Genomic DNA, 26,737 nt, shown 5'->3' with positions numbered 1-26,737 from the left:
CCTTCATTGTCGAGAACCAAGCGCACAGCGCGCTCGCGAACCTCAGCGGAAAACTTGTTCGTCGTCTTGCTCATGATGCTCCATCCTACTCAGGAGTTGGAGCCTCCGGCAAACCCGGTGCGGTTCATAACGCTCGGCATAAGCGTTCGGCTGTGGCTTTTCGGGCTGGATGCCACTGAGGGTAATGCCCTGCTTCCCGGCCCGGATCATCAGCATGGCACTGATGATCCGGGCCATTGTCGCCCTTGATCGCCAGGGGCTTCCCGCACCGCCAACCCGGCGGGGCAGAGCCCGATGATTTATCCTCCATTCTATCGCCCGGGCCTGGTCCTTCAGCACTTTCATCGACGGACCGTTACACAGATTGCCTTGCCCCCAATCATAGCCCGGACACGCTCGGTCGGGGGGGCGTTCTGTCAGACACCAGGCGTTCTCGGGCAGGGCCCAGGGCCGGAAGATCAGGCGGCTCTTCGGGTTGGATGCATCAAATGACATCGTCGGATGCGCCGTGGCTGCGGCTATGGCCTTTGCATCACGGTCATCTTCTTTGTGAACCGTCGCATAAGGCCGGGCATATAGAGGCGACATCAATCGGGGCTTATGTCCCTTCTCAGGAGAGAACCGCCTGGCCTTCATCCTGGATGACCAGGTTGCGGTGGGTCTTGCCGAGATCAATGTCCGGAACCTCCATCATTCTCTTCGCAATGACCGGGCCTGCCACAATAGCAGCGTTTGGTGGGAAGGCAGTTTATTGCCCTGGCGCGGGAAGAAATTTCAGGATTATTTTGTTTTGAAAACTCTCAATCCAGGGTAGCATTGAGGGCGAATGAGCCGATCAGGGAGCATATTCTATGGCCGAACAGCAAAACAAACAGCCGCTTTCTGATGCCGAACTCGAAACGGTCGTTGGTGGAGCTTCCGTCTCGGCTGGTGCGTCCACGCAGGTTTTGCTTGCCGCGAACTTCGGCGATATGGATCTTGAGGCCGCATTGTTGGCCGTGCAGGAACAACGTGCCGGCTTGCTGAATGCTCAGCTTCAGAACCAGCTGACCGAGGTGCGAAACCTGAACAAACAGATCGAAACCCTGAATAACGGGCTGGGCGCATTGGGTGCCCTGAATGCAGCGCTGGATCAGCTGCCGGCAGACGGGGCCCTCTCGCTTGCAGATGCAAAAGAGGCGATATCGGCTCTTGAGGGGGTGCTTGGCGAGGGACAGGCGCTCGACAGTGACCAGGACGGTCTGATCACGAAGGATGAGGTCGATTCATTGATCGTGTCGGTCAGGGCGACGATTGACAGCCTCAGCAATGCGCAGCAGATGGATATGTTGCGACTGCAGGAGCTGAATTCAAAGCGCAATCAGGCTTTCGAGATGATGACAGCTTTCATCCAGAAAATGCAGGACAGCCGGGCCTCGATCATCGGCAATATGCGCTGAGACGTCATTTCTGCGATTAAAACTGCTGAGCGCGAGCCATTCCGGCCATGACATCCGGCGATCTCTTTCGTGAAAAGGCCCGGCGGGCCGCCGCCGGGCGCCAGGGGCAGGATGCCGCCTTGCAGGTCATGCAACCGAGGCTCTGGCTTGCCGGTCTCGGGCTGGCGGGCCTTTGTGTTGCGGCCCTGGCCTTTACCTTTGCATTCCGGCTGCCGGTCACGGTGGCGGGTAAGGGGATCGTGCTTTCCGCGGGCGGTGTGATGGATGTCGCCGCCACGGCCAGCGGGCAGCTGACCGGGATCAGCCTGCATCCCGGCCAGATGATCGAAAGCGGCCAGGTGATTGCGCTGGTCAACCAGCCCGAACTTGAGCTGGAGGTTATGGCCGCCCGGGCCAGCTATGAGGATGCGAAGCGCAGCCATGATCAGCTGGCCCGCTTTCAGTCGCGTGAGGCGGCGGCCCTCGATGCGACACTGACGCAAAGGCTGCAGTCGCTTGAGGCGCGCGGCCTGACCCTGGACGCAAGGCGCGACAGTCTTGCCGAACGGCTGGCGAACCTCGGCCAGCTGATGGAGCGCGGCAATATCGCGCGTGAGCAATTCCTGCTGGCGGAAAGCGATCTGATGTCGGTTGAAAGCGCATTGGCCGATGCTTCTGACAGCCGCGCCCAGCTTGAGGCTGACCGGACCACAAGGCGCATCGATGCCGAGGCGGAACTGCTGCGCTCTGAACTGGCACGCGATGAGGCGGCCCGCCGGCTTGCCGCCCTGGAAAGCCAGCACGCCCGCCTTGGGGCCATTCTGTCGCCCTTCTCGGGGCGGGTGCTGGAGATAAAGGCGAATATCGGCCAGATCGTTCAGAATGGCACGCCCATCCTCGCGCTGGAGCGCGAGCCGGACACCGCGCCGATCGTGGTTGCCTATGTCCCGGGGTTCGAGGCGAAGCGGCTGTCCGATGGGATGCCGGTCGAAATCTCGCCCGCGTCGGCCGCGCGTGAAGAGCAGGGCTTTCTGCGCGGTCGCGTCACGCGGGTGTCTGAGACGCCCGCTTCCTCGGCCGGGATGATGCGGCGGCTGCAAAATGATCGGCTGCTGGAAAGCTTTATGCAGCAGATCGATACGCCCTTTGAGGTTGAAATTGCGCTGATGACCGATGCGGCGGGCCAGCCGCTCTGGTCGCGGCCGATGCGGGACGGGCAGGCGCAGGCGATCGAGAATGGCACGCTTGCCGATGTGACGTTTACCCTTTCGGAACTGCCGCTGGCCGCGCTTGCCGTCCAGGCGCTGCGCGGGCTTGAGACCGATTTCACGGCAGTGCAGGCCGAAGGCGCGCCATGATGCGGCGCACGCCCACCGTTTTGCAGATGGAAAGCACGGAATGCGGGGCGGCGGTCCTTGCCATTCTTTGCGGCCATTGGGGGCTGTGGAAGACGCTCGAGGAATTGCGGCTTTTGTGCAATGTCTCGCGCGATGGGGCCTCGGCGGCGGGGATCGCGCGCGCGGCGCGGGGTCTGGGCTTTGAGGTCAGAGCCAGCCGCACGGAGCCGGCGGAACTGTCCCGCCTGCGCCATCCTGCCATCCTGCATTGGGGGATGGACCATTTCATTGTGCTCGAAGGGATCCGGGGCGGGAAGGCCTGGATCAATGATCCGGCCACCGGCCCGCGCAGCATATCGCTCCGGGAACTCGATGAGGGGTTTACGGGCATTCTGCTGGAACTGACGCCGGGCCCCGGCTTTGCGAAGGGCGGGCGTGCGCCCTCGCTGTGGTCCGCGTTGCGCCAGAGGCTTGTCGGGCAGCGCGGAACCATAGGTTTCAGCGTGATGCTGGCCCTGGCGCTGATCATTCCCGGGCTGATGGTGCCGGTCTTTACCCAGATCTTCATCGACCAGGTGCTGATTGCGCGGCATGACAGCTGGCTGGTGCCGCTTTTGCTGGCGATGCTGGCGGCGGCCCTGGTCATGGCGGCGCTGACATGGCTGCAACGCGAGGTGATGCTGCGGCTTGAAACAGCGCTGGTGCTGCGCGGGGCCCTGGGCTTTGCGCGCCATGTGCTGCATCTGCCGCTCAGTTACTTCGCGCAGCGCCATGCAGGCGAAGTGGCCAGCCGGGTCATGGTCAATGACCGGGTGGGGCAGCTGATCTCGACCCAGCTGGGGCTTTTGCTGCTTTCGGGGATCACCGCCAGCGCCTATCTCATGGCGATGCTGGTCTATGCCCCGCTTCTGACCCTGCCGGTGGTCGTGGCGGCGCTGTTGAACCTGGGGGCTTTCCTGTGGGTCAGCCGTGGTCTGACCGATGCCAACCGCCGTCTGGCTGGTGCGATGACCGGCCAGGCGGGTTTCGCCAAACTGGGCCTGCAGATGATCGAGGCCTGGGCGGCACGCGGGCAGCAGGATCTGTTCCGCAGCCGCCTTGCCGCCCGCAATGCGCAATACGTCAATCTGCAGCAAGAGGTCGCTGCGCCGCAGCTCTGGCTGGCGGCACTGCCTGCGCTCAGCGCCACGCTGACCGCCGGGACGGTGCTGCTTCTGGGGGGGATGCAGGTGATCGACGGGGCGATCACGATTGGCACGCTGATTGCCTTTCAGGCGCTGATGATGGCCTTTTTTGCCCCCTTTGGCCAGTTGATCCAGCTGGGGGGCGGCATCATGGACGGGCTGGCGATCATGCGCTTGCTGGATGACACGCTTGACCACCCCCTGGCGGCCGAATTCACCAATTCGCCCGCTCAGCCGGCGCGAGCGGCGGGCAAGCTGAGCGGCGCGATCTCGCTCCAGGGCGTCAGCTTTGGACATTCCGCGCATCAGCCGGTGCTGCAGGACATCAGCTTTACGCTTTATCCCGGCGAGCGGCTGGGCATCGTCGGCAGCTCGGGCAGCGGCAAATCCACCCTTGGCCAGCTGATTGCCGGGCATATCCAGCCCCAGGCCGGGGAAATCCGCTTCGACGGGCAGCCGCTTGCCGAAATTGCGCGCGACACCTTCCGCGCCTCGCTGGCATCCGTGGATCAGCACACGGCGATCTTTCAGGCAAGCATCCGGCAGAATGTCACGCTCTGGGACAGCAGCCAGCCCGAGGAACGGGTGATCGCAGCCTGTAGGGCGGCCGGGCTGCATGACGACATCCTGCGTCGTCCCGGCGGATACGGTGCCATGCTCAACGAGGGGGGCACCACGCTGTCCGGCGGGCAGCGCGCCCGTCTGGAAATCGCCCGCGCTTTGCTGCGCGAACCGCGGATCCTGATCCTGGATGAGGCCAGCGCAGCCCTTGATGCGGAAACCGAGGCGCGGGTCATGCGCGGCATATCGGGGCTTGGCCTGACCACGATTGTCATTGCGCATCGCTGGTCTGCGCTGCGCCATGTCGACCGGGTTCTGGTGCTGGAAAAGGGGCGGATCGTGCAGGAGGGCACCCCCGATGCGCTGATCGCGGCCCCGGGCCCTTTCCGCCATCTGATGGAGCATGACGCTTGAGCGATACAGATCTCGTGCCCCAACCCCAACCCCAGCCTCAGCCTCAGCCCCTGTCCGCGTCCGCGCCTGCGTCCGCGTCTGCGCCAGAGCCGGAATGGCTGGGCGCCAGCCCGCTTGCGCTTGATGACCCGGAGGCGCTTTATGTCGTTTTGTCGGGCAGCGCCGATCTTTTCCATGCGCCCGCGGGCGAGGCGCGGCTGCCGCTGGGCATGCTGCCGGCCGAGACGGTGCTTTTTGGTCTGCCCGAGGGCCTGATGGGGCCGGCGGGCGTCGTGGCCATCCCGGGCCCGGACGCGCAGTTCTGGCGGTTGCCGCCTGCGATGCTGGACAGCCCGAACCAGGTGCTGGCTGCGGGGATCGCCTGCTGGCTTGGCACGCTTGCACGTGCGGCGCATCACCTGATCGTGCCGCACCCCCGCGCCGATCTGTTGCCTGTCGCGGGGCAGCATGCCGTCGCGGCCGGGCAGATTCTGATGACCGGGGCAGGCACGGTCTGGTGCGATCTGCCACCCGAAGGCGGGCTTTTGTTCGGCATCGAGCCGGTCTTTGGCCGCATCGCCCTGCCCGAAGCTGCCTGGATTGCCCTTGAAGGCGCGGGTCAGATCACGGTGCAGACCTGGGAGGACGGGTTCTCCGATCCTGCCTGGAAAGAGGCGGTTGCGGCTTTCAACGCCGCTATGGTCGAATTGCTGCCGCTTTTGCGCGGCTTTGCCGATGCAGATGAGCACAATCGTATCGCCGCCCGCAGCGCGGCCGACGAAACCGATCGCGGCCAGTCGCGGCTGCGCCTTGGCAGGCTGCTTGGGCACCGCCTTGCCCCCCTGATCCCGGAAAAGACGGAAGAGCCGCTCCTGCAGGTTCTGCGGCGGCTTGCCGCGCGGATCGGGGTGCCGCTGCAGCGCCCGGCACGGGCCAGCCGGGGGCAGATGGATCGGGCTTTCACGCTGGATGAAATCGCGCGCGCCTCGGGGTTCTCGGTGCAGCCGGTGCCGCTTGGGCCGGGGTGGTGGCGCCGCGATCTGGGCGATCTTCTGCTGCGCGATGCCGATGGGACCCCCTTTTCCGCGCTCTGGCAGCGCGGCGCCTATCAGTTGCAGGGGGCGGCGGGCGAGAGCCTGCGCCTTGATGCCAGCCGCGCCGCCGACTTTGAGGGGCCGGCCGCGCAGATCTTTGCCGATCTTGGGGCGAAGCCTGATTTCCTGTCGGTCACAGGGCAGGGGCTGCGCGGTTCGGGGCGTGATATCTCCGGCTATCTTGTGGCGGTGGTGCTGGGCGGGTTGCTGGGGCAGGTCTTGCCCCTGGCCACCAATGCGGTCTTCAGCCTTGTGGTTCCGGCGGCGCGGCGCGATCAGCTTTTGCCGCTGGCGATGATTATCGCCGCCATCGCGCTTTGCGGTTTCCTGCTGACGATTGCCAGCGGCCGGGCGCAGCAGCGCGCGATGGCGCGTCTGAACCATCACAGTTTTCGCGGGCTTTGGGACCGGATCTGCCGCCTGCCCATCAGCTGGCACCGCCAGTATTCCAGCGCAGATGTGAATGCCTTTGCCAGCGGCAGCACCGGCGCGCTGACCACGGTTTCGACCTTTGGTTTTGCCTTTGCCGGTCTGCTGGGGCTGCTTTTCTCCAGCCTCTGGGTGATTGCTATGCAGTCCTGGGCGACGGCGATCCTGCTTGCGGTGCTGCTGGCCCTTCATCTGTTGATTGGCTGGCTGGCCGCCTGGGCGCAGATGCGCGCCTTTGGCCAGGGCGAGGCGCTGGCGGGCACGGCGGATTCGCTGATGCTGCAGATGGTGAACGGCCTTGCGAAACTGCGAACCGCTGCCGCAGAAGAGCGCTTGCTGCTGATCTGGGCAGAGCGCTACGCGGCTTTGCGGGAAAAATCGGTGGCGGCGCGACGGGTGGCCAATCTGCTGGAGATCTGGCTGACCGCCTTTCCGCTGCTGGCGAGCATCGCGCTTTTTGCCCTTTTGCATCGGGCAGCGGCCGATCCGGCCTCGGCGCCTGGGCTGGCGGGAAGCATGGCGGTCATCACCGCCTTTGGCGCTGTGCTGATCAGCGTCAGCCAGATCATGCGCGGTATGCTTGGCCTTTTGATGGCCCGGCCCGGCTGGGCCTTTGGTCGCAAATTGCTTGACGCACAGCCCGAGGCGCGCAGGGGGCTGACCCATCCGGGCACCCTTGAAGGCCGGATCGAGCTTGCGAATGTCAGCTTTCAGCGGGCCGACCAGCCGGTGCTGTTCCGGGGGCTCTCGCTGAAGATCGGGCAGGGGGAAATGGTGGCGATTGTTGGTCCCTCGGGCAGCGGCAAAACCACCTTGTTGCAGCTGTTGCTGGGGCTGGAGCAGCCCTCGTCGGGCGCGATCTATCTGGATGGCCATGACCTGCGCGGCCTGGATCTGAACGCCTGTCGCAGCCAGATCGGCGCGGTGCTGCAAGATGACCGCCTGGCCCCGGGCACGATTGCCGAAATGGTGCGCGGCACCAGAGAGGCCGATGAAGCCGCGATCTGGACCGCCTTGCACCAGGCGGCCATCGACAGTGAGATCAGGGCGATGCCGATGGGGCTATACACCCTGCTGACCGATGCCAGCCGCACGCTGTCCGGCGGCCAGGTGCAGCGTATCGCGCTTGCGCGGGCCTTCCTTGCCAATCCGGCGATCCTTTTGCTGGATGAGGCGACAAGCGCGCTTGACGGTCCGGCGCAGGCCCGGATCATGGCACATATCGGGCGGCTTGGCGCCACGCGGATCCTTGTGGCGCATCGGCTTTCCACCGTGCGCCATGCCGACCGCATCCTGGTGCTGGACCGCGGTCAGATCGTCGAACAGGGCAGCCATGACAGTCTGATGGCGGCAAAGGGGCGGTATCACGCCCTGGTGGCCGGGCAGTTGGGTTAAAGGCTCTCGGCCGCCGCGCCGGCGGTTTCGGCGATGGTGAAAAGCTTCGTAAAGCCAGAGACGTCAAAGACCTCGCGCACCGATGCCGTCAGGCCCGCAAGCGCCAGCCGCTGGCCCGAGGCCCGTGCAAGCTTTGCGGTCTTCAGAAGGATGCGCAGCCCGGCAGAGCTGACATAATCGACCCCCGTCAGATCGACGACCAGCCTGTCGCGCGCTTTGGCGGGGCCGGAAAGGGCGGCGTCCAGCACAGGGGCGCTGTTGCTGTCGAGCCGCCCCGAGGGGGCAACCACCAGCACACCTGCCAGGTCATGTTCCTCAATCTGCATCATTCGGTCTCCGTCCCGGGGGGGCTGTCGATCTGGCGAAAGCTCAGGCGGTTCAACCCCTCGCTGTGGCGATAGGCCAGATCGGTCATGAATGTCATCAGAAAATGGATCCCCAGCCCGCCGATGGGGCGATCCTCAAGCGCGGCCTCAAGATCGGGCGGCGGAATGTCAAGCGGATCAAAGGCAATGCCCTGATCTTCCATCGTGACAAGGGTCTGGCCGGGGCTCCGCGTCAGGGTGATTGCGATCAGGCTGCCTTCGGGCTGGCGGCCATAATCCACGGCATTGGTAAAAAGCTCATCCAGCACCAGATTGAGCCGCATGGCATCACTGGGCTGCAGCTGATGCGATGCGGCGAAATCCTCTACCGCCGCCGCAAGCTGGTTAAGCGCAGTCAGGTCAGGCTTTAGCAGCAGCGGCATCAGCAGTCTCCGGGCAGGTGGGTGACATAGCGGCGATGACACAGGCCGCCGATCTGTGTCAGCAGATAATTCGGCTTCAGCCCGAGCCCGGCGGCAAAATGGTTCAGGTCCGGCGCGGTTCCGAAAACCTCGGCCTCGGTGCCTGGGGTGACGGCCGCGGCGGGCAGATCGGTCACATCGACGAAACACTGCATCATCGAAAGATCCGGCAATACCGGGCAGTTCTGCCCCGCGATCCGCAGCTGTGGCGCGTTTTGCCAGAAGGCCTCGGGCAGGCCATCGGCATAGCCAAGGGCGAGGCTCGCGATCCGGCTGTCGCGGGCCAGCCGAAACCCGCTGTAGCCCAGAACCTGACCTGCCGGATGGGGCGTGACCGCCAGAACAGGCGCCAGCATTCTTGTGGCGGGGCGGGTCTGATAGGCGGGGTTTTCGACATGGCGGGTGCCAAGGATCGCGCTGCCTGCCCGCGCCGCGCCGCGCCGATCCGCCAGGCCGGTCCGGCAAAGGCAAAGGCCGAAGAGGCAAGGCTGGTTCCGGCCTTCGGAAAAGCCGTGGCCATGCGCAGGAAGGCCGCGCGCTGCGCCTGATTGCGCGGGGCCTCGGGCTGGTTCATATCGGCCAGATGGCTCATCACATGGCGGATCCGCAACTGCGCAAGCACGCTGGCCGAGGCCTCGATATCCGCCGGGGTCAGGCCGGGCCTGCCAAGCCCGGTTTCCAGGATCAGCCCGACCTCAAGCCCCGGCCAGCCTGCCGCCAGCCGAACCTCCTGCCGGGTGGACAGCATCGGGATAAGGCCGCTTTGCGCAAAGGCGCGGGGGGGATGCCCGCCAAATCCGGTGAGGACATAGACCTCGCAAGGCCAGTTGCCGGCGCGCTGCAGGGCGGTTTTCAGCAGCCGCGCCTCGGCCAGGGTCTCGACGAAAAAGCCGGGCGCACCGGCCTGCGCCAGAAGCGGGGCGATCCGGCGCAGCCCCAGCTGATAGGCATCGCGTTTCAACACCGCATAGACGGGGCCGCCATAGACCTCACGAAGATGGCGGTAGTTCTCGGCGATGACCGCCAGATTGATTTCGAGCGTGGCGCGCAGGGGTTTCATATCAGCCGCCAGCGGTGAAAGAGGATCCTGCCATCCTGTGCATCCGTGCCGCGCCAGCCCTGATCGAGCAGGCGGCTTTGCTCTGCCAGGTTATGGCTGTCGCACCAGGTGCCCGCGCCGAAGGCCTCGCCTTCGGTCAGCACCAGCGTATAGCGCAGGCTGCCGCCATATTTCTCGCCGAGGGTGGCGATGCTCATCCCGGCCCGAAGGAGGCTCAGCCAGCTTGCGACATTGCCGGGGGCGGCGGTGGCAAAAAAGCGGGTCAGCCCGTTTGATCTGCCAAGCGCGATGCGGGCGCGTGACAACTGTGCCTGCGCACCATATCCGCGCCAGGCGGGCGCGACGCTGCAGCCGCAGAGCTTGCCGAAGGCCTTTCCCGCCAGCCCGATCTTTGGACCGGGATCGTCGCCCGGCTCCAGCCGGCGTTGCAAAAGCGCATAGCCCTGCAGGCTGTCCCCCGCGAAAAGACCAAGGCTCAGGCCTTCCTCCAGCACGGGGGCGAAAAAGTCCGGGGCTTCGGGGCGCACCCAGTCTGGCCGGTTCAGCCCGGCAAGCACCAGGTCATGCAGCACCTGCACAGATCCGGCATCCCCGCGCTTCAGCCCCCGCAGGTCAAGCGGATGCGTTTCCTTTTGCATCTAGATCAGCTCCGCATAGTCCAGCATCGCAAGCGGCGGATAGACCTCAAGCGCGCGGGCCACGGACATATTGATGATAAGGGAGAAGCGGCTCAGCGTTTCGATGGGCAGCTGACCGGGATCGGCCCCCTCTGACAGAATGGCCACCGCCTTTTGCCCGGCAAGCTGGCCGACCGAATAATAGCGGCTGATCAGTCCGGTAAGCGCGCCGCCTTCGCGGATGGCCAGCTCGGCGGCGCCAAAGGTCGGCAGGCGGGCCGCAAGCGCCGCCGCGCTGACACGGCTGTAATGCTGGCCAAGGAAGGTGTCGGGCAGATAGTAAAGCCACTCGGCGCCCGACCCGGCCAGATCCCGGACCAGATCTTCCAGCCCCTTGTCGTCGGGGCTGCCATCGGGGGCGCTGTGGAAAGGCAGCGCCCGCAGGCTGAGCTGTTCGCCCTCGGCCCAGGCCTGCAGCTCGGCCAGCAGCGCCCGGGAATTGGGCTCGTTCTCGCTGTAGAGAAGGCCAAAACGGCTGAAATCACGGTAGCCGCGCATCGCGCGCATCTGTGCGGCGATGGGCACCACATGGACCGCGCCCGTCACATTGCGCCCTGACCCCTGCAGGCTCTGGCTGATCTTTGCCCCGACCGGGGCTGCGACCAATGCGAAGACCACAGGGATATCGGTGATATGACGCGCAGGATCGATCTGATCCCAGGGGCCGACCACGCCCAGCGTCGCGGGCGTGCCCCAGGTGTAGATCAGATCGGGGGCAAGGGCGCGGATTTCGTCGATCACCGCAGCAAGATTGCTGATGTCACGCGAGAGGTCACGGTGGATCAGCTCTGTCTCAGGGCCGTGCGCGGCAAGATAGTCGCGAAAGCCGCGCTCGACCTCGGTTTCGCCGCGGAAGGTGATCATCACGATGCGCTTGCGCCCCCTGGCCCGCGCGGGCGCAAGGGACAGGCCCAGCGAAAGCGGAAGCGCGGCAAGGAACTGGCGGCGGGAGGTCATATCATGGTCCTTTCGGCAGGCTGATCTTTGCCTCGGCTGACAATGAAGACAAGCGCGAAGACAAGCGCGCCAGAGAGGCTGAGGCCCGCCAGCAGCCCGAGGCTTCCCGCGAAGCCGAAGACCGGCAGGATAAGCGCGCCGATCACCGGGCCTAGCGCGCTGCCAGCCCGTTCGATCAGGCGGTAAAGCCCATAGGCGCGGTTTTCATCGCTGCCGGGGCGGGCACGGGCGATTTCGCCGACCAGCGCGGCCTGGGGCGTGATCGAAAGCGACTGCGCGAGGCCAAAGCCAGCGAGCAGCACCGCCAGCACCACAAAGGGCACCGGATCACCGCCGGAAAACATCGGCAGCCCAAGCGCCAGGGCCGCCAGGGCCGCCCCTGCCAGCACGAAGGGCAGGCGCCTGTCGAGCTGGCGTGACAGCTGTGACAGGCCGGGGATCATCAGCACGGTGACAATGGGATAGATCATCTGCATCCGTCCGATCTCCAGCAGGCTGGCCCCTTCGGCGGCCATCTGCAGCGGGATCAGATAGAAGCAGGTGGCAAAGAGCAGGATCTTGGCCGGCAGCGCACAGCCCGCCAGCAGCGCGACCAGCGTCAGATCGGGGGTGAATGACCGGCGGCCAACAGGCTCCCGGGCCGCGTCCCGGGGCGGGGCAGAGGATCTCGGCGGGATTGTGCGCCAGCCTATGGCAAGTGCGGCAAGGGCAATCAGCGCCATCAGCAGAAAAGCCACCTCTGCCCCGAAGGCCGAAGCGACCATACCGCCCACCGCCGGGCCACAAAGCCCGGCCACCATGATCGCGCCGACCATTGTTGCAAGCCCTGCCACCCGCCCGGGCCCGGCAGATGTGTCAAGGATATGCCCCTGGCAGCTGACAAAGACCAGGGCGAAGCCGATGGCTGCCGTGATCTGCGCCCCGATCAGCCCCAATGGTCCGCTGGCCAGTGCGCTCAGGAAAAAGCCCGCCGCGCCGGTCAGCGCACCTATGCGAAACGATATGCCGCGGCCCCAAAGGGCCGAGCGGGTGGCGAGCGGCAGCTGCAGCAGCGCCACCACCGCCATAAAGGCGCTGAGCGGCAGGCTTGCCGCCAGCCCCGGGCTGAGCCAGCCGGTATCGCCCGAAAGCTCTATCGCGCGGGCTGGCAGAAAGGGGCGCGACAGTTCCTGCGCGAACATGAACAGGAAAAGGGGCGCGCGGATTGCGCCCGTCGCTGCCTGATCCCTGCCGCCAGCAGACATAGCGCCGGGCTGGCCATTGGGCAGGATACCAGGCACCGCCCCAATGAGTTCGAGGCCGATCAGCGTAATAACCAGGGTGATGATCGCCAGATCAACTGCGATCCCGATCATATTGCGCGCCAGAAACGCCGGATCGGGCGTGACCACGATCTGGCCCGGATCCTCGCCGCCGCCCGCCCCGGGGTTGCGGATCGGGCGGGATACCTCTGTCGCGTCCGCCGGGCGGTGGCCGGCTGTCGAGGGGGCAAGTCCCTGCAGCTCCAGCCGGATCTGCGCCAGATCGGGGTTGTCGGCGCGGGTTTCCTCCAGCAGCTCGGGGACGCCGCGCAGCGCGGCTGCCGGGATCCCCAGTTCAAGCGCGCGCTCGACCTTGGTGGCCAGCGAAAGCGCCAGACGGTCGGCCTTTTGCATCTGACCGGGCGCCAGCAGCTCTGACCCGCGCAAAAAGAGAAGGGCCGAAAGCGCAAGGCTGCTGACCATAAGCAGCGTCGCCAGCAGCAGCGCGATCCGCAGGCGCAGATGAGCAGGGCGCAGAGTGGCAGGTGGCAGACTGGCAGGTGGCCGCCCCGCCCCGCCGATGCCGGTGACCGCCCGCAACACCAGCGCCGTGATGCCGGTCAGCCCCAGCCACAGCAGGATGCCGGGCCCGATCAGGCTTCGGGAAAGCGAGGCTGTCTGCTTTTGCTGCGCCGTCCCGTCATAAAGGGCGTTCAGCTCTGCGAGGGGATTGCCAAGGTCGTCACTGACCACCTGCGTCACGATTTGCAGGCGCCCGGGGGCATCGCCCTGTGGCGGGCTCTCAAGCAAAAGCGCCCCGGTCCGGTCCCTGAGACGGATTTGCCAGAGATCACCGGAATCCCGCGCCTCGGCCTCGATCAGCCGTGCCAGTTCAGGTTGCTGGCCGGGCCGGATGCCAAGCGCGTCCTGCGCGGTGATGCTGCGCGCGATGTCATCAAGCGTCAGACGGATTGCGCCCTCGGTCATGTCCTGGGCGGCGCGGGACAGGGTCGAAAGCCCCATCCAGCCCGCAAGACCCAGGCCCCCTGCCAGCAGAACGGCCAGAAAAGCAAGCAGGCGCATAAAGGAGGAAGCCATTGGAATTCAGAATCCGGATCCGGGAGGACAGGTGAAAGATATTGAAAACCCACAATGACTAACCACTGATGTCACAAGCCATTTTCCGGCACTACCTTGACATTTTCAAGGCGAGGCCGACAGATCAGGGTGATATTCTGATCACTCCCGGAGCGGCGGCTATTGGCCACAGATGAGGGCGGAAGATGTGGCTTCGTTTGCAGATCGGGGCGGGACTGGCGCTGATCCTGGCGCTTGGCCTGCTGGCGCTTTGGTTTCCCATGCGGCAACAGGCCCTGCGGGACGCGGCCTCACAGCATGACCTGCATGTCGGTTTTCGGCTGCAGACCCTCGCGGCGCAGATCGAGGCGCAGCTGTCATACGGCTATGCGCTTGGCGAGATCGACGCAATCCAGGGGGTGCTGGAGGCCGTTCAGGCTGATGATCCGTCGATCCGGTCGATCGGGGTTTATGCGCCGGATGGCGTGACGCTTTTCAGCACAGACAGGGCATTGATCGGTGATCGCGCCGAGGCTGATTTTCTGGCGCAGCTGCGGGCCGGGCCGGGGATGATCCTGCAGAACAATCTGGGCGAAGAGGCAGGTTTTATCCGGCTGAACAGCGCAGGAGAGGTCTTGCCGGCCGATCTGGCGCAGGGGCTTGATCGGCTGTTTTTCATCGGCCTTGCGCTTGTGATCGGGGCGGGGCTTTTTCTTGGCGCCGGTTCCCTTCGCGGGGCAGGGCGGCGCGCGGATGCTTTCGTCGCCGGGCTGGAGGGGCGCAGCGGCGAGGCGGCTGACGAGGGGCGCAGGGTCGCGGCGCAGATCCTGGCTGCCGAAGACCGCCTCGACCAATTGTCACAACAGCTTGCTGGGGCGGATGAGGAACGGGATGACAGGCGCAGCTGATCCGCGCCGGATGGCGCTTTCCCTCGGACTTGCGGTTTTTCTGTTGATGGCTGTCGCGGGGGCCAGCCTGTCGTTGCTGACAACGGCCCGACTGAACGAGGCGGTGGCCCCGGATCAGGCCGGGCTGATCGATACTGCCAGCAGTCTTGTCGGGGCCAGCCTGCGCCGCGGGTCTGAACATGGCGTGCCGCTGGACAGGCTGCCGGGGATCGGGGCCTATCTGGAAGACCTGCGCGGGCGGCTGCCCGGCGTGACCCGCATTGATCTTACGCTGAACGGCGAGGTGTTTCAGACAGGCGAAAGCCGTTCCGGTGACAGGCCGGACGAGCGAAGCCTGAACTTGCCCGGTGAAGACGCGCGGATCCGCTTTTACAGCACGCCGCCACAGCATCCGCTGACCCGGCCCGCCAGGCTGGCAAGGGTGCTGGGGATCGCGGCGCTGGCCGGGCTGCTGGCGGCATCCTGGTATCAGCTCAGCGCCGCAAGGGCCCTGCAGCGTTCAGAGCGGCGGTTTGAACGGCGGCTGGCGGCGCTGAAGGTGGGGGACTTCCGTCCGGGGCCCTCTCTGGCGGGCGGCACCTTGCCAGGCGATTACGCCCTGGTCGCCCTGCGGTCCCGGCTGGAGCCTCTGAACCTGCGTTACAACCTGTTGCAGGACCTTGCCGGGGGGCTGAAGGCGATTGACCATGACGGCAGGCTGAGCGCGCAGGTTGATCAGGTCATGGCCGGGCTGCCTGCCTGGACCTTTGCGGACAAGGATCGGACAGGGCGCGGATGACTTTGCAGAACCGTTTGATCCTGACCCTCTGCGCCGCGCTGGCCTTGGTGGCGGCGGCGTTGGTTTATGCCGGGCAGCGGCAGACCGCCGTGGTCAGCCGCGCCCTTTCGGACCGGCTTTTGCAAGATCAGGCCGGGCTGATGGCCAGCACCAGCCAGAGCGCAGCACGGGATCTGGCCGCCTGGCTGCAGGCCGCGCTGCCCGAGGATCCGACAGGGCGCACGGGCCTTGTCGGTGCGATGCGCGGGGCGCTGGCGACCCGCCCCGATCTGATCGCGGAGTTTTACGACAGCGCGGGGGGGCTGCTTTTTGCTTCGGCGGGGGGGCAGGCCCCCTTGCTTGACCGCTTCAGTCTCAGGGATCTGCTGGATGCGGGGCAGGGCCAGGGGCTTTGGCTCGGCCCGGGACTTGCCTCGGGACTCGGCTCGCCGCTCGGCCCGGGGCGGGGCCCCGTGATCCTGGTCGCAAGGACATGGGAAAGTGACGAGGGCAGGGTCACACTTCTGCTGGCCGCGCCTGCCGGGCCGATGTTTGCGGGGCTGCAGGCGCAGCTTGGGGCGCAGAGCTTAACCCTGCGCGACCTGCGGGGGCGGGTGGTGCCGACCGCTGGCGAGACCGACCAGGAGGCGGGTGCCGAAATGGCAGGCGTCTTGCGGCAGCCAGCGGTGGAATGGCAGGAAAAGACGCTCTGGCTGGGCACGCCGGTCTACGGATTTGACGGGCGGCAGGTGGCGCAGCTCAGCGGATTTTATCCTTTGCCACCCCTGCCTGCGACCCTGCCCTGGCTGGGCCTGGCTGCGCTGATCGGTCTGCTCGCCGCCCTGATCACAGGCCAGCAGCTGCGCCCCCTGAACGCGGCGCTGATCTGCCTGAACGAGGGCGCGGCGCAGGGCAGTGGCACGCCGTCCCTGCAGCAGGCGGTTGAGACAGCCGGCCGAAACCGTCGCCGGATCGAAGAGATCCAGCTGCAATCCAGCCGCCGCCAGCAACGCCAGGAAAGGTTGATCCGGGCCGAGATCCGCAAACTGGCTTCGGCGCTGGACAGCGGGGGACGGGACGAGATGCTGGACCTTCTTGAGGCCGGGCGCGGCCAGGACGGTGCGCCGCGCGACGAACTGGGGCTGCTGGCCTCTGTTCTGGGGCATCTGTCGCGCCGGATCGAGGGGCAGCATCAGCAACTGACCGGGATGATTGCCGAGCTGCGCGAGGCGCTGGTCACCCGCGCCCGTCTGGCCGGGCTGGAGCAGGAGCTCTCTATCGCAAGGGATGTGCAGCTCTCGATGGTGCCCGAGACCTTCCCCGATGTGCCAGGCCATCGCATTGCGGGCAAAATGATCCCGGCCAAAGAAGTGGGGGGCGATTTCTTCGATTTCTTTGCGCTGGATGCAGATCGTTATGTGCTGATGATCGGTGATGTCTCGGGCAAGGGGGTGCCGGCGGCGCTGTTCATGGCCATCTGCCGGACGCTTTTGCGCGCCACCGCCCCATATGAGGCGGATCCGGCGCGCTGTGTGCGTCGGGTGAACGATATCCTTGAGGCCGAGAATGGCCAGATGCTGTTCGTCACGCTGTTCTTCGGCATTTACGATGCGCGCAGCGGTGTGCTGGACTATGTGAATGCCGGGCACAATCCGCCGCTGCTGTGCCGCCACGGAGGGGCGCCCGCTCTTTTGCCGCTGACCGGCGATATGGCGCTTGCGGTCATGGGCGGTGAGCAGTTCAGCGCGGCGCGGCTGGTGCTGGCGCCAGGGGATCTGCTGCTGACCTATACAGACGGTGTGACAGAAGCGACCGATCCCGGCGAAGCGCTTTATGGCGAGGCGCGACTGATCGCTCTGGCACAGGCCGCGCATGATCAGGGGCCGGAGACGCTGCTTGAAACCCTGCTGGCCGATCTGGAGCGATTTGCGGCGGGATCGGATCAGGCCGATGACATAACGGTGCTTGCGCTGCAGCATATGACAGGCGGTCGGTGAACTGAACGCAGCCAAAGCCCCGTCCGAAAGACGTTGGCCCGAAACACGCCGCATGCCCATATGGATGAAAACCGTCATCGCTATGTCATCGCGCACGCTTTCGGTCAGATTGGCCCTTGCGAGACCTGCCTTCGCCTCATCAACTGTGCGCCTCATCATTGAGGCGGGGAAGACCTGAACGCGGTTTTTTGCCCGCGTCATCAGCTGCGCTTCTTTCAGCCAGGAAAGGGCAGTTTTGACGTGCGTGTCGTCCGTTGCGCTGTCGCGTTCGCATTCCTGGTTCTTCCCGGGCCGCGCGATCTCGCCCGGGGGCGCACTGATCCAGCGGGGTCTGATGATGCTCGGGGGAAGGCCCGGGACCAGGCCAATGGGGCCACAGATAAGCGCCTGTTCTGCCGGTTCACGGCGCCTGGGGCACCCTCAGGGCCAGGCGCCGCCTTGCCGGGAAGCAACAGCTGCGCTGTCTGCCAGATTTCCCCGGCCCCTGAGTTTCCGGGCATCTGAGCTCCCGGGCGCCTGGGCATGTCTCCGGACGGCTGGTGAGCCAAACAGGCTCAGTCAGACCGGCTCAGTCAGACAGGCCCGCCAGCTTTGCCAGATCAAGCCGCACAACCCCGTCCAGCGCGCCCTTGCGGTAATCGGGATGGCTTTCCTCATGCGGGGCCTTGACCGTCACGAAAAGCACGCTTCCGTCGGCACTGACCTCAAGGCTGTTTGGATGGGTGGCAAGCGGGATCTGCGCTTTCACGCGGTAATCGGTTGCGTCAATCACCGCGACGCCGCCCTGACCCTCGGGTGCCTCACGGGTCACCCCGCGCCAGGAGACATAGATCTCAGAGCGGGTCGGGTTGAAAGCCACATCCAGCACCCCGAGACCGACAGGAACGGTCGCAACCGGCTTACCGGCAGCAATATCAATGACATAAAGAGACCCGGTGCTGGCATCCGCCGCAAAAAGCCGCTGCGTCGCCGGGTCGATGGCCAGATTGACGAAGAAATGCTTCGACGCGGCCTCGCCCGGCTCAACCGTATCACCGGTGGAAATCGTGCCCGTCAGCCCGCCGCTTTCGGCATCGATCACCGCGATCTCTGCCATGCCGCCGCCGCTGGCATAAAAGCGCCCGGCCTGCGGGTCATGGGCCGCGCCGGCGGTCCAGAGGCCCTGGTCGATCCGGTGCAGCAGCTTGCCGTCTTTGGTATCGACGACCCAGATCACCCCCTTTTCGCCCGGGCTGGTGACAAAACCAAGGCCGCGCCCCTCGTCCAGCGCGATCATCCGGGTATGTTCAAAACCTTCACCCATGGGCTGGCCAAGCTGGATCACCTGCAAAAGCTGGCCGCCTTTGGCGTCAATCACCGAGAGCGAGCCCTCCAGCGTATTCCCGGCATAAAGACGCCCCGTGCTGTGATCCAGGGCCAATGCAAACGGCAGCCGTCCAGACTGGATCTGGCGGAGAGGGCGCAGGTCAGTCGCATCGAGGATATGGATATAGCCGGGCGTGCCCTCGGCAAAATCCGGGACCGAGGCGACATAAAGCAGCCCGGAAGCCGCGTCATGCACCAGCTCATTGGCGCCGGGAATGCTGTCGGTGCGGGTTATAGCGGGCGCGATCTGCGCCGGGGTCAGCGGCGTGACAGTCTCGGCCAGCGCGGGTGAGGCCAGCGACAGCGTCAGCAAGGCACTGGCAAGTGTGCGGGTGATGCGGGGCATCGGGATCATGGGAAATCTCCTTCCTGGACCGAAAAGCCGATGCCTTCCGGTCAGACAACGGGATCCGGCGAAGCCATGCCCCGCCGGAGGAACGGTCAGAACGTCGCCTTCGCGGTCAGCATGAAGCTGCGCGGCGCACCGAAAGAGTTCGAGCCTTCAAAGCCACCGACCGTCTCGTAATAGTATTTGTCAAAGACGTTGTTGACGTTCAGCTGGATGTCGAAAGTGTCACTCAGCCTGTAGCCGACAACCAGATCCGCCACCGTAAAGGCATCCTGCACCACCGGCGTGATGCCAAAGGCGGGATAGGTGTCTTTAAACGAAACCGAAGTTATCTCGCTTTGCCAGCGCACCGCGCCGCCAATACGCCAGCCCTCCCATTTGCCGGGCAGGTGGTAGACGGTCGAAATCTTCAGCTGATGTTCGGGCAGGGAGGTATTGTAGCGATCCCCCGCAACCCCGGTATTCGAGCCTCTGGTCACCTCGGCATGGGTATAGGTATAGCCCGCCATAAGATTGAGGCGCGGGATGATCTCACCCGAGATTTCAAGGTCGATCCCCTTGCCCTCGACCTCACCGACGCCGCGATAGCATTCCCAGCCGACAGAACAGGCGGAACTGGGCAGAGATTCCGGCAGGTTTTGCTGCACGATGCGGAAAAGAGATGCGCCGAAATTCAGCCGCTCATCCATCCAGGTGCCTTTGAAGCCGATCTCGTAATTCTTGCCGGTGATCGGGTCCAGTGCATTGCCCGCGGCATCGGTCGACTGGCCTTGCGGCTTAAAGATGCTGGTATAGCTGGCATAGAGGGAATAGCTGTCATTCAGCTGCCAGATCAGCCCGGCATAGGGGGTGAACTCGCCATTCTCTTTATAGCCTTTCGAGGTGATCCAGCCGGCATCATCGGTTGTCGTGGTGTAGTCATACCAGTCGAACCGCCCGCCGCTGACCAGCGTCAGATCATCGCTCAGCGCGAAACGCCCCGCCGCATAGACCGAGGTGTTTTTGATCTCGGTGGTGCGCGACCACTGGCCCCAATAGCCATAGATCGGCGGCACCGGGAATGATCCCGGATCCCAAGTGTAGGGGTCGATCGTGGTCAGATCAAAGCCGCCGGTTGCGGTATTATAGGCCGCGCCCCGATCGGTATTCGCGCTGTCACGATAGCTTGCGCCAAAGACCAGCTCATGCTCGCGGCCGAAAAGCTCTACCGGGCCCGAGGCCCAGGCATCGAATGTGGTCTGGTCACGGGTATAATCATATTTGCCCGCGCGCAGCTGATAGCTCACATTGCCACTTGCATCGCGCACTGGCAGTTGCAGGAAAGAGCCGCGCATATCCATTTTGGTCGAGACCCGGCGCAAAGCCGCTTTTGCCTGCCAGCCATTGTCGAACTGATGCTCCAGCTCGATAAAGGCATTCGAGGTTTCCTTGTCCCAGTAGGACCACGTCGGCGACAGCCGGGTCGAGCGGTCGATATCCAGGAAGGTGCCATCGGGATTGGTGCCAAGCCCGTTCCAGTCGGCACCGGGATTGTCTTCGCGGTTGTAATAGCCGCCGATGCTGAGCGTGGTCGCATCGCCCAGGTCGAACTCAAAAGTGCCGTAATACAGCTGCCGCTTGCTTTCATAATCGCGGATATAGCTGTTCTTATCCTGCAGCGAAGTGACAAAGCGGCCGCGAATGGTGCCCGCCTCATTCAGCGGGCCGCCGACATCCAGCTCGCCCCGGTAATCGGCCCATGACCCGATGCTGCCGGTGATGCTGGTACGCCTCTCATCGCCCGGCCGCTTGCGCACGAAATTCATCGTGCCCGAGGGCTCGCCCGTGCCGGTCACAAGCCCGGTTGCGCCGCGCACCACTTCGACATGGTCATAGATCGCCAGGGTGGAATCGGTGAAGGTATCCGCCTCATAATTCACCGGCAGCCCGTCGAGCATGAAATTATCCATGACAAAGCCACGCGCGTAATAGCGCGGCCGCTCGCCGCCCCATTTGCGCAGGCTAAGGCCGGTTGAATTGCGCACCACATCCTGAACGCCGGTCATCGCCTGGTCGTCCATTTTCTGCCGCGTGACCACGGTCACCGCCTGGGGCGTCTCATGCACCGCAAGCGCGAAACGGGTCGTAGCACTCATCGCGCCGGTGGTGTAAGAGCCGGTGCCCTCGGTCACGGCATTGCCCGCGCCGACCAGGGTGATGGTGCCCAGATTGAGCGCGCCATCCACCGCGCTGTCGCCGGCACCGCCGCCTGCCGCCTCCAGCGTCAGGGTGTTTCCGGCGGTGTAGCGGAAGGTCAGCCCGCTGCCCGCCAGCAGTTGCGAGAGCGCCTCATCGCGGCTGTAGCTGCCCGAGACGCCCGGCGATTGCTTGCCGCGCACAAGGTCCGCCGGATAAAGGATCTGCAACCCCGAGGCCTCGCCAAAGCGGGTGATCGCCGAGGCGAGCGGCCCGGCCGGAACCGCATATTGCGTCGCCGCCTGCTGCGCGCGGGCGGGCGTGGCGGAACCGATGAGGCCGCCCGCCGCGCCGAGAAGAATGGCGGTCGAGGACATCAGCGCGAGGCCAATCCCTCTTACTGACCCTGCCCGGTTTATGGTCTGTCTGCGGCCTGAACCCTGCGCCATGATCTGAAAACTCCTGTCCGTGAGAGGGCTTTCCAGCCCGTTACAGATCAGGACGAGCGGACGAGCCTGGTCCCTCACCCCCTGCGCGCAGATTTCTTAATTTTTTTGTCAGAAGTTTCATCCGGGGGCCGACCCGGGGGCTGATCGGGTGGGCTGATCGGGGGGCTGATCGATCCGGTCTCGCGTTTATGCCGGGCGCAAAACCACCAGCCAGGGGGTGATATGGGTGCTTTTCACCGGCAGGGTCTGTTCAATCGCTGCCAGCACGCCATCGGGGTTTGCGATGTCGAACATGCCGCTGACCCGCATCTCCATCAGGCTGTCGCTGGTCACGCGGATGGTGCCGCTGCGATAGCGGTTCACATCGGCGATTACCTGGCGCAGCGGGCGGTCCTCAAAAATCAGCTTGCCGCGCAGCCAGGCGGTTTCCGTCGCGGGATCGGCGGTTTCCACCTGGCCGCTGACGCCCTGGCCGAAGGAGATCCTTTCCCCCTCTGCCACCTGCACCTGGCCCAGGCCCCGGGCCTGAACGGTGACCGCATGTTCCTCGACCGCCACGGTCGTCATCCCGGCCCAGAGATGGACGGAGAACTTCGTTCCGAGCGCGGTAATCACCCCATCGCCGACGGAAACGCGGAAGGGGCGCGGGTCGGGCGCGACCTCGAACACTGCGCGGCCCCGTTGCAGCCTGAGGCCCCGCGCGGAAGCAGTGTAATCCAGCGCGAAGGCGGTATCGGCGTCCAGATCCACCTCGCTGCCATCGGCCAGAACCGCGTGGCCCTGAACCCCGATGCCGGTATATTCGTCGCTTTGCAGGAAATCCGGCAGCCCGTTCAGCGCCAGCCAGCCGCCCGCGGCACTGGCCGCCACACCGCCCGACAGCACCATCCGGCGTGAAAGCCTGCGCGCGGGCATCGCAACGATCTGCCCCATCCTCGGATCAGTGACGCCCTCAAGATCCTGCCAGAGACCACCCAGCTTCTGATACTCTGCGCGGTGCCCCGGATCGGCGGCAAGCCAGGCCGCATGGCCTGCCCGTTCCACTGGCGTCGCATCACCGGAATTGATCCGGACGAACCAGGCCAGCGCCTGATCGCGCACGCTTCCTTCCGGGGCGAACCCTTCGCCTGTCTCAGCCATCCGCGTCACCTGTCTGTCTGCTGCCCTGCGACCGCATCCCTGCTGCAGATAAGACGATCCGTCGGCCCGCCCCCCTCAGCCCCGGGGCGGGGATAGGCCTGTCAGTCTTCATCGAGCAGATCCCCCATCCCGTCACGGCAGCTTGCAAGCGCCTTCATCACCAGCTTTTCCACCGCCGAGCGGCTGATGCCAAGCCGGGATGCCACCTCGGAATGGCTGAGCCCGTCGAATTTATGCATCAGGAACACCTCGCGCTGGCGCGGTGGCAGACCGGCGATCACCGCATTCAGCCGCGCGATGCGCTGGCGGTAATCCAGCACCCGCTCGGCCGAGGGCGCATCATCCGCGACCACCGCCTCCGGATCAGCGCCGAATTGCCGCTCATGCCGGGTCTGCGCGCGCATATGATCGATCGCCAGATTTCCTGCGACCCTTGCCACATATGATTTCGGGCTGGAAACCTGTGCCGGAACCTCACTGCGGGCAAGGCGGATCCAGGTCTCCTGCATCACATCCTGCGCATCGGCATGGTGGCCAAGCCGACGCGCCAGCCGTCGCGTCAGCTCGCTGTAGCTGCCGGCAAGTGCCGCGAATATGCTCTTCGGATCTTCAGAATGGCTCATGGCCCATCCTGCTGCCACCAACCGAAGCGGTTTGTATGCGCGGGAAACGCCCGGCGGCGCGCAAAGCCTTTCACGATATAATCGCAGCCTTTGCGACACATGCCACGCCCCACTCTCTGCAGCGTCCGGGCGAACCGGACGATCCCCTCTGAGCTGGCATATGGCTGACCCGTTCCCTGTTTTACGGCCTCTCGCAGGACAAAGCAAACCGGCTGGGGTCGGGGCGGCCCAAAATGGGCGTTTCATTCCCCTTTCTGCTTTGAAGCCTCCCGCAAAGCCGTTTCGGGCACATGAACTGCCCTGCTTTCACCAGGCTGGTGCGCTTGCAGAAGTTCTGAGGGAAGCGGATCGTGACCTGCACGCGGCATCTGCGCTGGTCGTCAGATTACGGTTTTCATGTTCCCGGTCGAAAACAGCAAAGGATGCGCAGCCCCCTGTGTCGCATCAGGAAAGCGAGCCCGGTTGCCGCCCGGACCAGGCCGTTTCCCCGGCAAGGCAGGCAGGGCAATCAGCCGCCATTTGCAGCTTTTGAGCCCCACTTCGTCGGGATCGCGGGGGTGAGAAGGGGGTGGGTCAAAGCCCTGTTATAATCTTTTATTATCAATATATTAAGATTGCACAGGCTATTCCCTTCCTGCGCGTCTTTTGCTTTCCCTCGCACGGGATCTGCCCCGCATCTTTGCCGGGTTTGAATATGATTTCAGGCATCAGTGGGCGGGTTTGCGCCAGAGGAACGCCTGACGGTGCCGGGGGTGATCCATGCTGTCTGCGCGCTGACGCTCTGGCTGGTGGGCCTTGCCGGGGTGGCCTTTGACCCCGAGGGCCGCGGGCAGGTCCCGGAACCCGGGCGCGGCAAATAGAAAGGGCGCCCTGACAGGGCGCCCCGGTTGATCTATCCTGCCGAGGGATCAGTTCCCCTTCGGCAGCGCATAGGCGACCACATAGTCGCCGGGCTGGGTCTGCATCAGGTTATGCCCGCCAGCGGCGATGACAACGAACTGACGCCCGCTCTCTTCCGAGAGATAGGTCATCGGTGTCGCATTGCCGCCCGCCGGAAGCCGATCTTTCCAGATCACATCCCCGGTCGCCAGGTCCATCGCCCGCAGCGTCTGCTCGCCCGAGGCCGCCACAAAGACCAGGCCGGATTTGGTGGTCATGGTGCCGCCAAGCCCCGGAACGCCCATCGGGATCGGCAGAGGCGCCGAGATCTTCGTCCCGCCGACCGATACGCCGCTATCCTCTGCCGTGCCGGACCGGCGGCTCCAGAGCACCTCTTTCGTGGTCAGATCGATAGCCGTCACCATCCCATAGGGCGGCGCAAGGCAAGGCGCGCCAAGAGGCGACATGAAGGGCGCAAGCCCTGCCGCATAGGGCACACCCATCTGCGGCACATTGCCCCCGACCGAAGTTCCGGGCGAGCCGTCAGCGGCCTTGAGGCCCATCGCATCCGCCTCGGGGCGCGGGATCAGGCGCAGATACATCGGCACCCGGTTCCAGTTGGCGATCAGGATCTTGCGTTCCGGATCGAAGCTGCCCGAACCCCAGTTATTGCCGCCCAGCGAGCCGGGGAAGAAGAAGACGGGATCTTCGCCCGGAGGCGTCAGCGTGCCTTCCCACCGCGCCTTTTTGAACTGGATGCGGCAATACATCATGTCAAAGGGCGTAATGCCCCACATGTCAGCCTCGTCCACACCAAAGGGCTTGTCGGGGTTCATGCCCGAAAACTCCGGCATTTCCACCGAATAGGGCTGGGTTTTTGAGATGTAGTCCGGTTCGGCCCCGCCCTGCGGCGCGGGCTTTTCCTCGACCCGGTAGATCGGCTCGCCGGTTTCGCGGTTCAGCACGAAGTTCTGGCCGCGCTTGGTCAGCTGCACCAGCGCGGGCACGGTCTTGCCGTCGATCTCCAGATCAATCAGGCTTGGCTGGGCGGCGACGTCCATATCCCAGACATCGTTATGGATGGTCTGGAAATGCCAGCGCAGTGCGCCGGTTTCGGCATTGATCGCCAGCACCGACCCGGAATAGCGGTTGTCGAAATCGCGGCGATGGCTGCCCCAGTAATCGGGCGTCGCATTGCCGGTCGGCATATAGACCAGACCAAGCGTCTCATCCGCCGAAATCGGCCCCCAGGAATTCGGGGTGCCACGGGTATATTCCTCACCCTCGCCCGGTTCGGTATGGTTGTTGATATCGCCCATGTCGAAAGCCCAGGAGAAGGCCCCCGTGGTCGCATCAAAGGCCCGGATTACGCCCGAAGGCTCATTCACCGATTGCCCGTCAGAGACCCAGCCCCCGATCACCACGCGGCCGCGAATGACCTGCGGCGCCGATGAGACATAGGAGTAGCCGGGGATCACCTCGCCCAGGCCCTTCAGCAGGTTGACCTGGCCATTTTCGCCAAAGCCGGTGCAGGGCTCGCCGGTCGCGGCATCCACCGCCAGCAGGCGGGCGTCAACGGTGGGCCCGATGATGCGGCGCGCGCAAAGCGCCTCGCCCGCGCTGTTGCGCTGCGTCGTATCGGGGGAAGGCGTCTCAAAGTAGGCCACGCCACGGCAGGCAGCCGAGCCGGTCACACCGCGCAGGTTCACATTCGCATTGAAGCGCCAGTTCTCGGCCCCGGTTTCAGGGTTGAGCGACACGATGTCATTGCGCGGCGTGCAGAAATACAGCGCATTGCCGATCTTCAGCGGAGTCGCCTGAAAGCGGCGGTTCGGCCCTTCGGCGGGCGGGTAGTCGCCGGTGCGATAGGTCCATGCGACCTCAAGCCCTTTGACATTTGCCGGCGTAATCTGGGTCAGGTTCGAAAACCGGGTTCCGCCGGTATCATTACCGTAATTGTGCCATTCGCCCTTGACACCCGGCGGGGCAAAACTGCCCAGGGCCTGGGGCAAGGCGCGGGCGGCTTTGGTTTCGTGCGGGTCACCGGCCAGGCCACCCCAGACGAACAGCCCGGCGATCGCAGCCGTCAGCGCGCCTGCCACGGCCCTGCCGCCCGCAAGCGAAACCGGCCCGGATGTGACCGACCGGCGATACCAGGGGGTCAGGAAGAACAGCCCGAACAGGAACGGCCCCATAAGGCGCGGCAGCAGCGTCCAGAAATCAACACCCACCTCGGAAATCGCCCAGATCCAGGTCGAGGCCAGCACCAGCGCGTAAAGCCAGCCGCCAAGCGCATTTCCACGCCAGACCAAAAGGCCCGAGAGAACAACTGCGATCCCCGTCAGGAGAAAGTAAAGGCTTCCCCCCAAAGCTGCGAGCTGCCCCCCGCCCCAGATATAAGCCGCGCCGATCAGCACAAGGAGGACCGCGAAAACCTTCGCCGCCCGCCCCCCCGTGCCCTGGCGTTGTGTCGTTTCTGACATGA

The 26,737-nt window shown here is 64.9% G+C and carries 19 protein-coding genes and 1 pseudogene; 8 read left to right on the top strand and 12 right to left on the bottom strand.

The annotated features are described in order from the left end of the window. Nucleotides 1–851: 851 nt before the first annotated feature. The 4 genes from HOY34_RS06820 to HOY34_RS06805 are packed head-to-tail and all read left to right on the top strand — an operon-like array spanning nucleotide 852 to nucleotide 7,811. Complete coding sequence (locus HOY34_RS06820; protein ID WP_172360730.1) at nucleotides 852–1,439, top strand: hypothetical protein; 588 nt, start codon at nucleotides 852–854, stop codon at nucleotides 1,437–1,439. Between the two features lie 47 nt (nucleotides 1,440–1,486). After that, a complete protein-coding gene (locus HOY34_RS06815; RefSeq protein WP_172361148.1) occupies nucleotides 1,487–2,776 on the top strand; it encodes an NHLP bacteriocin system secretion protein in 1,290 nt (429 codons plus the stop codon). Next, nucleotides 2,773–4,914, top strand: a complete 2,142-nt coding sequence (locus tag HOY34_RS06810) for an ATP-binding cassette domain-containing protein (protein WP_172361146.1) — start codon at nucleotides 2,773–2,775, stop codon at nucleotides 4,912–4,914. Before HOY34_RS06815 ends, HOY34_RS06810 begins: the two co-directional genes overlap by 4 nt. Next, entirely contained in the window at nucleotides 4,911–7,811 is a 2,901-nt protein-coding gene (locus HOY34_RS06805; protein ID WP_172361144.1) for an ATP-binding cassette domain-containing protein, read from the top strand. The genes HOY34_RS06810 and HOY34_RS06805 overlap by 4 nt, the downstream gene beginning before the upstream one ends. On the opposite strand, the gene HOY34_RS06800 is transcribed toward HOY34_RS06805, so the two are convergent. From HOY34_RS06800 to HOY34_RS06770, 7 genes and pseudogenes are all read right to left on the bottom strand, one after another. Next, nucleotides 7,808–8,140 carry an STAS domain-containing protein gene (locus HOY34_RS06800; protein WP_216654668.1) on the bottom strand — a complete coding sequence of 111 codons (333 nt, stop codon included), beginning with the start codon at nucleotides 8,138–8,140 and terminating at the stop codon, nucleotides 7,808–7,810. The genes HOY34_RS06805 and HOY34_RS06800 overlap by 4 nt on opposite strands. Further along, the gene (locus tag HOY34_RS06795; RefSeq protein ID WP_172361142.1) at nucleotides 8,137–8,559 is read right to left on the bottom strand and encodes an ATP-binding protein; all 423 of its coding nucleotides are present in this window, start codon (nucleotides 8,557–8,559) and stop codon (nucleotides 8,137–8,139) included. Before HOY34_RS06795 ends, HOY34_RS06800 begins: the two co-directional genes overlap by 4 nt. Then, nucleotides 8,559–8,954, bottom strand: a complete 396-nt coding sequence (locus HOY34_RS22015; protein WP_253944252.1) for an alanine racemase C-terminal domain-containing protein — start codon at nucleotides 8,952–8,954, stop codon at nucleotides 8,559–8,561. Before HOY34_RS22015 ends, HOY34_RS06795 begins: the two co-directional genes overlap by 1 nt. 77 nt (nucleotides 8,955–9,031) lie before the next feature. Beyond that, a pseudogene (locus tag HOY34_RS22010) lies at nucleotides 9,032–9,658 on the bottom strand (alanine racemase); the annotation flags it as partial. Further along, nucleotides 9,655–10,296, bottom strand: coding sequence for a hypothetical protein (locus HOY34_RS06780; RefSeq protein ID WP_172361138.1), 642 nt, complete (start codon nucleotides 10,294–10,296; stop codon nucleotides 9,655–9,657). The gene HOY34_RS06780 and the pseudogene HOY34_RS22010, both read right to left, overlap by 4 nt. Next, nucleotides 10,297–11,292 carry an ABC transporter substrate-binding protein gene (locus tag HOY34_RS06775; protein WP_172361136.1) on the bottom strand — a complete coding sequence of 332 codons (996 nt, stop codon included), beginning with the start codon at nucleotides 11,290–11,292 and terminating at the stop codon, nucleotides 10,297–10,299. Beyond that, the gene (locus HOY34_RS06770; RefSeq protein WP_172361134.1) at nucleotides 11,289–13,631 is read right to left on the bottom strand and encodes an MFS transporter; all 2,343 of its coding nucleotides are present in this window, start codon (nucleotides 13,629–13,631) and stop codon (nucleotides 11,289–11,291) included. The genes HOY34_RS06775 and HOY34_RS06770 overlap by 4 nt, the downstream gene beginning before the upstream one ends. Before the next feature lie 185 nt (nucleotides 13,632–13,816). Between HOY34_RS06770 and HOY34_RS06765 the strand changes: the two genes are divergently transcribed. From HOY34_RS06765 to HOY34_RS06755, 3 genes are read left to right on the top strand one after another with little or no spacing between them, the layout of a single operon-like run. Then, a complete protein-coding gene (locus tag HOY34_RS06765; RefSeq protein ID WP_172361132.1) occupies nucleotides 13,817–14,518 on the top strand; it encodes a hypothetical protein in 702 nt (233 codons plus the stop codon). Next, nucleotides 14,502–15,296: a hypothetical protein gene (locus HOY34_RS06760; protein WP_172361130.1), complete on the top strand. Its 795-nt coding sequence runs from the start codon at nucleotides 14,502–14,504 to the stop codon at nucleotides 15,294–15,296. Before HOY34_RS06765 ends, HOY34_RS06760 begins: the two co-directional genes overlap by 17 nt. Further along, the gene (locus tag HOY34_RS06755) at nucleotides 15,293–17,272 is read left to right on the top strand and encodes a PP2C family protein-serine/threonine phosphatase (protein WP_172361128.1); all 1,980 of its coding nucleotides are present in this window, start codon (nucleotides 15,293–15,295) and stop codon (nucleotides 17,270–17,272) included. Before HOY34_RS06760 ends, HOY34_RS06755 begins: the two co-directional genes overlap by 4 nt. Nucleotides 17,273–17,840: 568 nt before the next feature. Here HOY34_RS06755 and HOY34_RS06750 read toward each other — a convergent pair. The 4 genes from HOY34_RS06750 to HOY34_RS06735 all read right to left on the bottom strand — a co-directional run bounded on the left by HOY34_RS06750 (nucleotide 17,841) and on the right by HOY34_RS06735 (nucleotide 23,373). Beyond that, nucleotides 17,841–18,992, bottom strand: coding sequence for a YncE family protein (locus HOY34_RS06750; protein ID WP_172361126.1), 1,152 nt, complete (start codon nucleotides 18,990–18,992; stop codon nucleotides 17,841–17,843). An 86-nt stretch (nucleotides 18,993–19,078) separates the two neighbouring features. Further along, nucleotides 19,079–21,610: a TonB-dependent siderophore receptor gene (locus HOY34_RS06745; RefSeq protein WP_172361124.1), complete on the bottom strand. Its 2,532-nt coding sequence runs from the start codon at nucleotides 21,608–21,610 to the stop codon at nucleotides 19,079–19,081. A gap of 186 nt (nucleotides 21,611–21,796) precedes the next feature. Continuing rightward, complete coding sequence (locus HOY34_RS06740; protein ID WP_172361122.1) at nucleotides 21,797–22,750, bottom strand: FecR family protein; 954 nt, start codon at nucleotides 22,748–22,750, stop codon at nucleotides 21,797–21,799. A 101-nt stretch (nucleotides 22,751–22,851) separates the two neighbouring features. Further along, the gene (locus tag HOY34_RS06735; protein ID WP_172361120.1) at nucleotides 22,852–23,373 is read right to left on the bottom strand and encodes an RNA polymerase sigma factor; all 522 of its coding nucleotides are present in this window, start codon (nucleotides 23,371–23,373) and stop codon (nucleotides 22,852–22,854) included. A gap of 710 nt (nucleotides 23,374–24,083) precedes the next feature. Here HOY34_RS06735 and HOY34_RS06730 point away from each other — a divergent pair. Further along, the gene (locus HOY34_RS06730; protein ID WP_172361118.1) at nucleotides 24,084–24,233 is read left to right on the top strand and encodes a hypothetical protein; all 150 of its coding nucleotides are present in this window, start codon (nucleotides 24,084–24,086) and stop codon (nucleotides 24,231–24,233) included. Nucleotides 24,234–24,281: 48 nt separating this feature from the next. On the opposite strand, the gene HOY34_RS06725 is transcribed toward HOY34_RS06730, so the two are convergent. Beyond that, nucleotides 24,282–26,735 carry a membrane-bound PQQ-dependent dehydrogenase, glucose/quinate/shikimate family gene (locus HOY34_RS06725; RefSeq protein WP_172361116.1) on the bottom strand — a complete coding sequence of 818 codons (2,454 nt, stop codon included), beginning with the start codon at nucleotides 26,733–26,735 and terminating at the stop codon, nucleotides 24,282–24,284. Between the last annotated feature and the right edge of the window lie 2 nt (nucleotides 26,736–26,737).

This window comes from Pseudogemmobacter hezensis (genome assembly GCF_013155295.1).
Taxonomy (GTDB): domain Bacteria; phylum Pseudomonadota; class Alphaproteobacteria; order Rhodobacterales; family Rhodobacteraceae; genus Pseudogemmobacter; species Pseudogemmobacter hezensis.
Note: the sequence above shows the minus strand (reverse complement) of the source record. Positions and strands in the feature narration are given on the sequence as shown.